Here is an 11,644-nt window from a genome sequence, read left to right as displayed (position 1 = left end):
CTTACACCTCAGTCGTTGGCGTGCAGGGCGGCGTTGAGTTCGATGCCCCGGCCGGTACGCGGGCGGGCCTCCAGCGCGCCGTTCACCGAGTTGCGCCAGAACAGCAGCCCGTCGACGCCGGAAAGCTCCCGGGCCTTGACCACCCGACCGTCCGGCAGGGTGATCTTCGAGGCGGCGGTGATGTAGCAGCCGGCCTCGACCACGCAGTCGTCGCCGAGCGAGATGCCGATCCCGGCGTTCGCCCCGATCAGGCTGCGCTCGCCGATGCTCACCCGGTCCGTGCCACCACCGGAGAGGGTGCCCATGATGGAGGCGCCGCCACCGATGTCCGAGCCGTCGCCGACCACCACACCCTGCACGATGCGACCCTCGACCATCGAGGTGCCGAGCGTGCCGGCGTTGAAGTTGACGAAGCCCTCGTGCATGACCGTGGTGCCGCTGGCCAGGTGCGCGCCGAGGCGGACCCGGTCGGCGTCGGCGATGCGCACCCCGGAGGGCACCACGTAGTCGGTCATCCGGGGGAACTTGTCCACCCCGTACACGGCCAGGTGACGGCCGGCGGCCCGCTCGATGACGCGCAGCTCGTCCACCCGCTCCGGCGGGCACGGCCCGGCGGAGGTCCAGGCCACGTTTGCCAGCTTGCCGAAGATGCCGTCGAGGTTGAGCTGGTTGGGCCGCACCAGGCGGTGGGAGAGCAGGTGCAGCCGCAGGTACGCGTCGGCCGCGTCCTTGATCGGGTCGGCCAGCGAGCCGATCACCGTCACCACCTGCACGGTACGCAGACCGGGCAGCGCCCGGTCGCCGAGCGCTCCCGGCGGCAGATCCAGTACGTCGGCCTCGTCCTCGCCGGGCACCAGCGGCAACTCGCCCAGGCCCAGCTTGCCGGTCGGGTACCAGGTGTCGAGCACCTGGTCATCGGCGGTGACGGTGGCCAGGCCGATGCCCCACGCGGATTCTGTCGACGTCACGTACTCACCTCTCGTTGCCAGCTGCTCACGGGCTCACGGGCTCGCGTCTCGCGGTAGCCAGTTGTGACGGTACCGTGCGGACCATGGAGAACCCGCTCACCCCCGAGGTCCTCGCCGATCCGGTGGCGTTGACCCGTGCCCTGGTCGACATCGAGTCCGTGTCCCTCAACGAGAAGGCCATCGCCGACTGTGTGGAGGAGGTGCTGCGGGCGGTACCGCACCTGAGCACGTACCGGCACGGCAACACCGTGATGGCCCGTACCGACCTGGGCCGGGGCTCGCGGGTGGTGCTGGCCGGGCACCTGGACACCGTTCCGCTGAACAACAACTTCCCGTCGACCATGCGCGGCGACCTGATGTACGGCTGCGGCACCTCGGACATGAAATCCGGGGTGGCCTTCGCCCTGCACCTCGCGGTGACCCTGGCCGAGCCGCGCCACGACGTGACGTACTTCTTCTACGAGGCGGAGGAGATCGAGTCCCGGTACAACGGGCTCACCCTCGTCTCCGCGGCACATCCGGAGTGGCTCCAGGCCGATTTCGCGCTGCTGCTGGAGCCGACTCACGGGGTGGTGGAGGCCGGCTGCCAGGGCACCATGCGGGCGACGGTGGTCACCACCGGCGTCCGGGCCCACTCGGCCCGCTCCTGGCACGGGGTCAACGCCGTGCACGCCGCCGGTGACGTGCTGCGCCGGCTCGCCGAGTACCAGGCCCGACGGGTGACGATCGACGGCTGCGACTACCGCGAGGGGATGAACGCGGTGCGCATCCACGGTGGGGTCGCCGGCAACGTGGTGCCGGACCGGTGCGAGATCGAGGTCAACTACCGCTTCGCGCCGGACCGTACGCCGGCCGAGGCCGAGGCGCACCTGCGCGAGGTGCTCGCGGGGTACGAGCTTGCGGTGACGGACTGCGCGCCTGGCGCCCTGCCGGGGCTCGACGCCCCGCCGGCGCGGGAGTTCCTGGCGGCGGTGGGTGCCGCCCCGATCGGCAAGCTGGGCTGGACGGACGTGGCCCGCTTCGCGGCGCTGGGCATCCCGGCCCTCAACTTCGGCCCCGGTGACCCGAACCTGGCCCACCACCCGGACGAGCACGTGGAGATCGGCAAGATCCGCGAGGGCGCGGCCATCCTGCACAGTTGGCTTGCCGGCGCCTGAACCTGGTTCGTCGAACGCCCGAACCGTCGGTTTGCCGGCGTCTGACAGGAAGGCTTGTGCCTTTCGGTCAGACGGCGGTGAGTTGGGAGTCGGTGGCGGGTTCGGCGTCAGGCTCGGGAGCGGTTTCGAGCAGCCGCTCCCGGCGACGCTCGGCCACCACGTCGCGGATGCGCCGCTGCATCTGTCGCCGGATCCGGATCCGTTCGTTGTTGTTGATCACGCGTTGTCTCCTCCCCCGAAGCCGCGCGCCGGGGCATACCCGGTATGTGAATAGTACGACGCCTGGGAAAGCGATTTGGTTGCACAAGATCACAAAGTGTTTGCCGAGTTCTGCGGCCCGGCTCCACTACGGTTGCTCCCATGGAGCAGAGCAACCACCGCGAACCAGGACGGGAGCGGCATCGAGGCGCCGTCACGATGCGCCGGCAGGCTATTCCCACCAGCACCGCCGACCAGGGGCTGCTGGATTCGCGGGCCCGAGCCGACTGGCGGACCAAGGACTCCTGGCGTGCGTTGCGCATCCTCTCCGAGTTCGTCGAGGGCTTCGACACCCTCGCCGACCTGCCGCCGGCGGTTAGCGTCTTCGGCTCGGCCCGCAGCAAACCGGACAGCCCGGAGTGCCAGCTCGCCGAGGCGGTCGGCGCGGCCCTGGCCCGGGCCGGCTACGCGGTGATCACCGGGGGTGGCCCGGGCGTGATGGAGGCGGCCAACCGGGGCGCGAGCGAGGCCGGCGGACGCTCGGTGGGCCTCGGCATCGAACTCCCCTTCGAGCAGGGCATCAACGAGTGGGTCGACCTCGCGATCGACTTCCGCTACTTCTTCGCCCGCAAGACCATGTTCGTCAAGTACGCCCAGGCGTTCGTGGTGCTGCCCGGTGGCTTCGGCACCCTGGACGAGTTGTTCGAGGCACTCACGTTGGTGCAGACCGGCAAGGTCACCCGGTTCCCGGTGGTGCTGATGGGCAGCGACTACTGGCGGGGGCTGCTCGACTGGCTGCGCGACACCATGGCGGTGGAGGGCAAGATCGGCCCGGTCGACCTCGACCTGATCCGCGTCACCGACGACATCGCCGAGGCGGTGCGGCACATCGTGGAGGCCGAGGCCGCGCTCAGCACCGAGCAGGAGGTGGTACGCGAGGAGGCCGTGGCCCGTACCGCCGCGGACCAGCAGGCGGCGGCAGAAGAGTCAGAGCGCTGACCGAGTGGCTGCGATCTGCGTATTCTGTGCCTCCTCCCGTACCCTCGACCAGCGTTGGCTGGACCTCGCCACCGCCACCGGCGCGGAGATCGCCCGGCGCGGACACACCCTGGTCAGCGGCGGCGGCTGCGTCGGAATGATGGGCGCACTTGTCGACGGGGCCCGGTCGGCCGGTGGCCGGACGATCGGCGTGATCCCGCAGGCGCTCGTTGACCTGGAGGTCGCCGACCTGGCCTCCGACGAGCTGGTGGTCACCGACTCGATGGCCAGCCGGAAGGTTGTCATGATCGAGAAGTCGGACGCCTTCCTCACGCTGCCCGGCGGGTTGGGCACCCTCGACGAACTCTTCGAGGTCTGGACCACCGCCACCCTGGCCCTGCACCGCAAGCCGATGGTGCTGGTGGACACCGACGGCTTCTACTCGCCCCTGGTGGAGTGGCTGCGCAACGTGACCGCGCAGAACTTCCTCAAGCCCGGCGGCTTCAACCTCCTGCAGTTCGCCGACACCCTCCCCGCCGCCCTGGACCTCCTCGAATCCCGCCTCACCTGACCTCCCCCTCCTGCCCCGTTCCTGCCCTTCTTGCTGTTGGGTCAGGCAGGGGTCGAGGGTGATCATGGACGGTCACGCTGGGTGGGGCAGGTGTGATGGCGCGTCGAGGTCGCGGTGTGCGTCGGAACTCCGGGGGTGTGGCGCGGCAGGGGGTGTCGCAGGCCCGTGATGGGATGTCGGGATGCAGGCGTACCGGCTGGTGCGTCGGCCCGGGGGGCCGACCGAGGGAGACGGCCCGACCGACGGGCGCTCCCCGGCGCAGGCTCTTCCGGTCGCCGACCCGCCGTCGACTGCGCCAGCGCCCACCTCGCCGCCCGCTGGTGAAGGCTCTCCCGAGCAGCCCGGCCCGACGCAGGCCTCTCGCCCGCAGAGCGGCTCGGCGCGGGGCGTTGGGCTGCGGGGTGGGCTGGGGTGGGTGGCGGATGCGGGGCAGGCCGAGGTGGTGGCGCACACCGACGGGCCGATGCTGGTGCTGGGGGGACCGGGCACGGGGAAGACCAGCACCCTGGTCGAGGCGGTTGCCAGTCGGGTCGCCGAAGGGGTCGATCCGGAGCGGATCCTGGTCCTCACCTTCAGCCGGCGGGGTGCTGCCGACCTGCGGCACCGTATCGAGGCGCGGATCGCCGCCGATGGGCAGCGGGTGCTGCGCGAGCCGCTGGTGCGTACCTTCCCGGCGTACGCCTTCGGGTTGTTGCGGCGTGCGGCGGCCGAGCGGGGTGAGCCGTCGCCGCGCCTGCTCACCGGGCCCGAGCAGGATCTGATCATTCGTGAGTTGCTGGACGTGGTCGGGGAGGAGCCCGGCGACGACCCGGTCGGTTGGCCGGAGGATCTGCGTCCGGCGTTGCGTACCCGCGCTTTCGCAGCACAGCTGCGTGACCTGCTGATGCGGGCGGCCGAGCGGGGGGTGGGTCCGGTCGAGTTGGCGCGGCTCGGGGAGAAGCTGGGTCGGGACGACTGGCCGGCGGCTGCCCGGTTCCTGCGCGAGTACGTGGCCGTGCTGGCGCTGCGGGACGTCGCCAACCGGGGATCGGTCGCGTACGACCCGGCGGAGCTGGTCCGGGCGGCCACCGGGATGCTGCGTGACGATCCGGAGCTGCTGGCCGTCGAGCGGCGTCGGCTGGCGTACGTCTACGTCGACGAGCTGGCCGACACCGACCCCGCCCAGCGCGATCTGCTGGAGACGGTGGCCGGGGGCGGTCTGACCCTGGTCGCCTTCGCCGATCCGGACTCGTCCACGTACGCCTTCCGGGGTGCCGACCCGACCGGCGTGACCACGTTTCCGCACCGGTTCCGGACGGCGTCCGGTGCGCCGGCCGCCCAGGTGCTGCTGACCACGAGCTACCGCTGCGGGGAGCGGCTGCTGGCCGCCTCCGCCCGACTGGCGCGGCGGCTGCGTGGTCCGGCGGCGCACCGCCGGCTGCGTCCCGTGCCGGGCACGCCACCGGGCTCGATGGAGATCCATACCTTCCGGTCGGCCACCAGCGAGGCGGCCTGGTTGGCGCACGCGTTGCGTGAGGCGCACCTGCTCGGCGGGCTGCCGTGGGCGCGGATGGCGGTGCTGGTGCGGTCCACCGGCCGGCAACTGCCCACGCTGCGCCGCGCCCTGCACGCGGCCGGTGTGCCGACCGTGGTGCACGGCGAGGACCTGCCGCTGCATCTGCAACCGGCAGTCGCGCCGCTGCTGCTCCTGCTGCGTTGTGCGCTGGAGCCGGACCGGCTCGACGAGGAGGCGGCGGTCGCGCTGCTGCACTCACCGTTGGGCGGTGCCGATCCGCTGGCGGAGCGGCGGCTGCGCCAGGGCCTGCGGGCTCTGGCGCTGGCAGCCGGCGATCGCCGCCCTTCCGGCGAGTTGATCATCGAGGCGCTGCGTGATCCGGCCGAGCTGGCCGGTGTCGAGCGGCGCTGGGCCGAGCCGGCGCAGACGGTGGCCGGGCTGCTGGCCGTGGCCCGGGAGACGGCCGCTCGGCCGGGCGCCACCGCCGAGGACGTGCTCTGGGCGGTCTGGCGGGCCAGTGGTCTCGCCGAACTCTGGTCGGCGGCGTTGACCCGAGGGCCGTCGGTGTCCGGCGAAGGCGATCTGGCGCGGCGTCGTCGGGCGGAGGCGGCCGACCGCGATCTGGACGCGGTGATGGTCCTCTTCGACGCCGCCGCCCGGTTCACCGACCGGCTGCCCGGTGCGCGTACCGAGGTCTTCCTCGACCATGTGCTCGGGCAGGAGTTGCCCGCCGACACCCTCGCGCCGACCGCCGACCGGGGCGACGCGGTACGGCTGCTCACCGCGCACGCCGCGAAGGGGCTGGAGTGGGACCTGGTGGCCGTCGCCGGTGTGCAGGAGGGCGTCTGGCCCGACCTGCGGCTGCGCGGCAGCCTGCTCGGCTCGGAACGGCTGGTGGACGTGCTGGCCGGCCGGGCGGACGGCGCGGGAACGGTGGCCACCATGGTCGGGCAGACCTCCGCCCTGCTGGACGAGGAGCGACGGCTGTTCCATGTCGCGGTGACCCGGGCCCGACGTCGCCTGCTGGTCAGCGCGGTCGCCTCGGCCTCGGTCGGCGGCGACGACCACGACGAACAACCCAGCCGATTCCTCTACGAACTCGGCCCCGGCGACACCCCCACCGACGCGACGGCGGGCACCGGAACCTCCGACAGCGAGACCTCCGACAGTGCGGCGTCGGTCAGTGAGACCTCCGACAGTGCGGCGTCGGTCAGTGAGACCTCCGACAGTGCGGCGTCGGTCAGCGAGGCGGGCGGGCCGCGTACCTTGCCGGTCAGCCGGCCACCGCGAGCGTTGACCCTGCCCGCCCTGGTGGCGGAGTTGCGTACCGCGCTCGTCGATCCGGCCGCGCCGCTGGCCCGGCGGCAGGCGGCGGCGGCCGAGCTGGCCCGGCTGGGTGCCGCCGGGGTGTCCGGGGCGCATCCCGACGACTGGTGGGGGCTGCGACCGCTGTCCGACGACCGGCCGCTGGTCGAGGAGGGGGAACCGGTCCGGGTCACCCCGTCGGGCATGGAGAGCGCGCTGCGGTGCAGCCTGCGTTGGCTGCTGGAACGGCACGGCGGCAGCACACCTGCCAGCGCCGCACAGGGGGTCGGCAACCTGGTGCACGCGGCGGCGATGCTCGCCGAGGACGCCCGCGCCGACCGCAGCGCCCTGCTGGAGTACGTCGCCGCCCGGTTCGACGCGATCGAGTTGGCGGCCCGCTGGATGGTGGGGCCGGAGCGGGCCCGCGCCGAGGCGATGGTCGACAAGCTACTGCGCTGGTTGGCCGCCAACCCGCGTCGGCTGCTCGCCATCGAGCACGAGTTCGCGGTCCGCCTCGACGACCCGCACCGGCCCGTCGACCTGGTCGGTCGGGTGGATCGCCTGGAGGTGGACGAGGACGGCCGGTTGGTGGTGATCGACCTCAAGACCGGCAAGTCGACCACCGTCACCGAACGCGAGGTGGTCGAGCATCCGCAGCTCGGCGCGTACCAGGCGGCGGTGGAGGCGGGGGCCTTCGCCGAGTTCGGCGACGAGTCGGGCGGCGCGGCCCTGGTGCAGCTCGGCACCGGTGCGCGCGACGCTCGGGAGCAGTCCCAGCCGCCGGCCACCGACGGCCCGGAGGCCGGCTGGGCCACCGCCCTGGTACGCCGCACCGCCGATACGATGGCCGCGTCCACCTTCGCCGCGGTCGCCAACTCGAAGTGTCGGGTCTGCCCGGTGCGTACCAGCTGCCCGGTCTCCGGGCAGGGGCGACAGGTGGTCGAGCCGCCGACCATGCGTCGTCCCGAGCGCGAGGAGTGAGCGTGCCAGCCGGCGAAGCAGGCAGCATGACCCAGCCCGCGCTGTTCAGCTCCGGTGCCCCGGCGCCCCGGGCGGCCGACTCCGGTCCGCGCTACACCCCTGTCGAGTTGGCGAAGCTGCTCCGCCTGCCGGCACCGACCCAAGAGCAGGCGGCGATCATCGCCGCGCCCGTCGAACCGCTGCTGGTGGTGGCGGGCGCAGGATCGGGCAAGACCGAGACGATGGCCGCCCGGGTGGTGTGGCTGGTGGCCAACTCGTACGTGCGGCCGGAGCAGGTGCTCGGCCTCACCTTCACCCGCAAGGCCGCCGGTGAGCTGGGGCACCGGGTGCGTACCCGGCTCGACCAGTTGATCCGCCGCCTCGGTCGGCGCGGGCGTGATTCGCTCGACGACCCGTTGGCCGGGGAGCCGACGGTGGCCACCTACCACTCGTACGCCGGACGGATCGTCACCGAGCACGGCCTGCGGGCCGGCTACGAGCCGTCCACCCGGCTGCTCACCGAGGCGTCCCGGTGGCAGTTGGTGGATCTCATCGTGCGCAACTACGACGGCGACATGTCCGAGGTGGACCGGATGCCCAGCACGGTCACCGACGCGGTGCTGGCCCTCGCCGGTGAGCTGGACGAGCACCTGGTCGAGCCGGACGACCTGGCCGCGTGGACCGGCCGGTTCTTCGCCGACGTGCAGTCGCGCCCCGGCCGGATCTACGCCGACGTACGTAAGGCGCTGGCCCTTCAGCAGACCCGGCTGAAGCTGCTGCCGCTGGTCCGCGCCTACGCCCGGCGCAAGGACGACTTCGAGGCGATGGACTTCGCCGACCAGTTGGCCCGCGCCGCCCGGGTGGCCCGCGACCATCCGGGCGTCGGCGAGATCGAACGGGACCGCTACCGCGTGGTGCTGCTCGACGAGTACCAGGACACCAGCCACGCCCAGGTGGTGCTGCTGCGGGCGCTGTTCGGCGACGGGCATCCGGTGACCGCCGTGGGCGACCCCTGCCAGTCCATCTACGGCTGGCGGGGTGCCAGCGCCGGCACCCTGGACCGGTTCCCGACCGAGTTCGTCGGCAGCGACGGCAGCCCCGCCCGGGTGCTCGGGCTGACCACCAGTTGGCGCAACCGTCCGGAGATCCTCGCGGTGGCCAACGCGCTTGCCACCCCGTTGCGCGCAGCCGGTGCCCGGGTGCCGGAACTGCACGCCGCGCTCAGCGTCGACGAGCCCATCGCACACCGCAGCCCGCGCGGGGCAGCCGCCGGCACCGTGCACTGTGCGCTGCTGTCGACGTACGCCGACGAGGCCGATTGGATCGCCGACAGCCTGCTGGCGGCCTGGCAGGGTGCGGCCCGGATGCCCGCAGCGCTGCCCGAGCAGATCCCGGTCGCCGCCCGCCCGACCACGGCGGTGCTGGTCCGGCTGCGCAGCCAGATCCCGGCGATCGCCGCCGCGCTGCGCGAGCGCGGCCTACCGGTCGAGGTGGTCGGGCTCGGCGGCCTGCTGGACACCCCCGAGGTCCGCGACGTGGTGTGCACGTTGCGGGTGCTGGCCGACCCGACCGACGGCGCCGCCCTGCTGCGCCTGTTGACAGGTGCCCGGTGGCGGATCGGGCCACGGGATCTGGTCGCCCTGCACCGCCGGGCCAAGGCCATCGCCGCCGCCCGCCGTCAACTCGCCGACGACGGCGATCCCGAGATCGTCACGGATCGCCTGGACGAGGCGACCCTGGTGGAGGCGCTGGCCGACCTCGGCCCGGCGCAGGCGTACTCGGCCGAGGGGTATGCGCGGCTGCGCGCGTACGCCCAGGAACTGGGGTTGCTCCGTTACCGGCTGGACCAGTCCCTGCCGGAGCTGATCGCGGACATCGAGCGGACCACCGGCCTGGACGTGGAGGTGGCGGTACGGGCCGGCGGGGAGGGCGCCGGTGACGCCGGGCTGGCCCGCGCCCACCTGGACGCCCTCGGTGACGTGGCCGCCCGGTTCAGCGGGGAGACGCCGGGGGCCACCCTCGCCGGGTTCCTGGCCTATCTCGCCGCCGCCGAGGACGAGGAGCGTGGGCTCGCCCCCGGTGAGGTGGAGGTGGTCGAGGGCGCGGTGCAGATCCTCACCGCGCACGCCGCGAAAGGGCTGGAATGGGACGTCGTGGCGGTGGCCGGGCTGAGCAGGGGAGTGTGGCCGGGGCCGGTACGCAATTCCGATCACTGGCTCGGTGGCCTGGGCGTCCTGCCGTTCCCGTTGCGCGGTGACGCCGACGGGCTACCCGAGCTGGCCCTGGCCGAGGCCGCCGATCAACGCGCGGTGGCCCGCACGATGGCGGAGTTCACCGACGCCTGGCGGGCCCACGACGAGCGGGAGGAACGGCGGCTGGCGTACGTGGCGGTGACCCGCCCGCGTCGACTGCTGCTCTGCTCGGGCCACTGGTGGGGGGAGGGCACCAAACGCCCACGTGGGCCGTCGGCGCTGTTGCGCGAGATACACGACACCTGCCTGGACGGCGGGCCCGGTCACCTGGTCGACGAGTGGACGCCCGAGCCGACGCCCGACGCGGTCAACCCGACCACCGAGGTGGTGTTGCGCGCCGAGTGGCCGGCGGATCCGCTGGGGGTACGTCGGCCGGCGCTGACCGAGGCGGCGGCGCTGGTGCGCCGGTTCCTCACCGGGGAAGGCGGGCCGGACGACTCCGCCGCCTCGGATCCGCAGGTGGCCCGGTGGCGGCGGGAGGCCGATCTGCTGCTGGCCGAGCGGGCGGAGCTGAGCCGACTGTCCGGCCCGATCGACGTGGCGTTGCCCGAGCAACTGTCGGTGACGCAACTTGTCAGTCTGCGCCGGGACCCGGCGGCCCTGGCCCGTACGCTGCGCCGGCCGTTGCCCGCCGAACCCAACCCGTACGCCCGCCGAGGCACCGCCTTCCACGCCTGGCTGGAGCAGCGTTTCGGGGCGGACCGGCTGCTCGACACCGACGAGTTGCCCGGGGCGGCCGACGAGGACGCCGCACCGGACGAGGCGTTGGCCGAGCTTCAGCGGCGCTTCCTGGCCAGCGAGTGGGCCGACCGGACGCCGATCGAGGTGGAGGTGCCGTTCGCCACGGTGATCGGCGGTGTGGTGGTGCGGGGCCGGATGGATGCGGTGTTCCGCCGACCGGGGGACCGCTTCGACGTGGTCGACTGGAAGACCGGTGCCCGCCCGAGCGGCGCGTCCGCGGAGGTGGCCGCGGTGCAGCTGGCGGTCTACCGGCTGGCCTGGGCGGAGTTGGCCGGGGTCCCGGTCGACCGGGTCGGCGCGGCCTTCCACTACGTGCGGGAGGGGGTCACGGTACGCCCGGCGGATCTGCTCGACCTCGACGGCCTCACCGCGTTGATCACCTCGATTCCGCAGTCGTGACACTTGCTGCGGGCTCGGAGCGCTGGTAACGTGCCTCGCGTTGCGAGTTTTGGTTACCAGCTCTGTGTGCGCCTGGTTGAACTTAGCCCCAGGCGCACTTTGTTGTGTCCGGAGTTCTCCGGGCGGGGCGACCAGAAGCGACAGGTGTTCCGGGCAGGTCCGCCCGGCGCACTCCTCTCTCCGATCCCGCAACAGGTGCGGGATCGACGTTCCGTCAAGGAGACGTAACAAGCATGGCTATTGGCACCGTCAAGTGGTTCAACGCTGACAAGGGCTTCGGTTTCATCACCCCGGACGGCGGCGGCGCTGACGTCTTCGCCCACTTCTCGGCGATCCAGTCCTCCGGCTACCGGAGCCTGGACGAGAACCAGCGGGTCGAGTTCGAGGTCGTCCAGGGCCAGAAGGGCCCGCAGGCGGAGAACATCCGTCCGCTCTGACCTCAGGGCGACACACACTTCCTGATCGCGAACGGTCGGGTCACGTCCGGTGAACGTCTGGCCGGTGTGACCCGACCGTTCGCACATTCGGGCGCACTCCTCCGCATCCTGAGTCGGGAATCAGTCGTTGAAGCGTCGGGTGGCTGACTGTCAGCATTCCCGGGCCGGGTGAGGCTGGCCTCG

The 11,644-nt window shown here is 72.6% G+C and carries 8 protein-coding genes; 6 read left to right on the top strand and 2 right to left on the bottom strand.

All coding sequences use genetic code 11. The annotated features are described in order from the left end of the window. Positions 1–8: 8 nt before the first annotated feature. Positions 9–968 (bottom strand): 2,3,4,5-tetrahydropyridine-2,6-dicarboxylate N-succinyltransferase, encoded by a 960-nt coding sequence (gene dapD / locus Vgi01_RS07060; RefSeq protein ID WP_013735779.1) that lies wholly within the window; start codon positions 966–968, stop codon positions 9–11. An 83-nt stretch (positions 969–1,051) separates the two neighbouring features. Here dapD and dapE point away from each other — a divergent pair, with 83 nt between their 5' ends. Next, the gene (gene dapE, locus Vgi01_RS07055; protein ID WP_102658360.1) at positions 1,052–2,125 is read left to right on the top strand and encodes a succinyl-diaminopimelate desuccinylase; all 1,074 of its coding nucleotides are present in this window, start codon (positions 1,052–1,054) and stop codon (positions 2,123–2,125) included. A gap of 67 nt (positions 2,126–2,192) precedes the next feature. Here dapE and Vgi01_RS07050 read toward each other — a convergent pair whose 3' ends face one another. After that, a complete protein-coding gene (locus tag Vgi01_RS07050) occupies positions 2,193–2,345 on the bottom strand; it encodes a hypothetical protein (RefSeq protein ID WP_199180208.1) in 153 nt (50 codons plus the stop codon). 140 nt (positions 2,346–2,485) lie between these two features. On the opposite strand from Vgi01_RS07050, the gene Vgi01_RS07045 reads away from it, so the two are divergent. The 5 genes from Vgi01_RS07045 to Vgi01_RS07025 all read left to right on the top strand — a co-directional run bounded on the left by Vgi01_RS07045 (position 2,486) and on the right by Vgi01_RS07025 (position 11,461). Beyond that, positions 2,486–3,322: an LOG family protein gene (locus tag Vgi01_RS07045; protein WP_102658359.1), complete on the top strand. Its 837-nt coding sequence runs from the start codon at positions 2,486–2,488 to the stop codon at positions 3,320–3,322. A 4-nt stretch (positions 3,323–3,326) separates the two neighbouring features. Further along, positions 3,327–3,872, top strand: coding sequence for an LOG family protein (locus tag Vgi01_RS07040; protein ID WP_013735775.1), 546 nt, complete (start codon positions 3,327–3,329; stop codon positions 3,870–3,872). 463 nt (positions 3,873–4,335) lie between these two features. After that, on the top strand, positions 4,336–7,653 hold the full coding sequence (locus tag Vgi01_RS07035; protein WP_373306892.1) for an ATP-dependent helicase: 3,318 nt from the start codon (positions 4,336–4,338) through the stop codon (positions 7,651–7,653). A gap of 26 nt (positions 7,654–7,679) precedes the next feature. Next, positions 7,680–11,024 carry an ATP-dependent helicase gene (locus tag Vgi01_RS07030; RefSeq protein WP_204290493.1) on the top strand — a complete coding sequence of 1,115 codons (3,345 nt, stop codon included), beginning with the start codon at positions 7,680–7,682 and terminating at the stop codon, positions 11,022–11,024. Between the two features lie 233 nt (positions 11,025–11,257). Next, entirely contained in the window at positions 11,258–11,461 is a 204-nt protein-coding gene (locus tag Vgi01_RS07025; RefSeq protein ID WP_013735772.1) for a cold-shock protein, read from the top strand. Positions 11,462–11,644: the final 183 nt, after the last annotated feature.

The organism is Micromonospora gifhornensis (assembly GCF_016863515.1).
In the GTDB taxonomy this organism is placed as follows: domain Bacteria; phylum Actinomycetota; class Actinomycetes; order Mycobacteriales; family Micromonosporaceae; genus Micromonospora; species Micromonospora gifhornensis.
The sequence above is the reverse complement of the archived record's forward strand: the minus strand, read 5'-3'. Positions and strand labels throughout refer to the sequence as shown.

What these genes read in the sequence shown, in the direction of transcription:
- dapE (WP_102658360.1), top strand. Translation starts at nt 1,052, where the DNA reads ATGGAGAACCCGCTCACCCCCGAGGTCCTCGCCGATCCGGTGGCGTTG.
- Vgi01_RS07045 (WP_102658359.1), top strand. Translation starts at nt 2,486, where the DNA reads ATGGAGCAGAGCAACCACCGCGAACCAGGACGGGAGCGGCATCGAGGC.
- Vgi01_RS07035 (WP_373306892.1), top strand. Translation starts at nt 4,336, where the DNA reads ATGCTGGTGCTGGGGGGACCGGGCACGGGGAAGACCAGCACCCTGGTC.
- Vgi01_RS07030 (WP_204290493.1), top strand. Translation starts at nt 7,680, where the DNA reads ATGACCCAGCCCGCGCTGTTCAGCTCCGGTGCCCCGGCGCCCCGGGCG.
- Vgi01_RS07025 (WP_013735772.1), top strand. Translation starts at nt 11,258, where the DNA reads ATGGCTATTGGCACCGTCAAGTGGTTCAACGCTGACAAGGGCTTCGGT.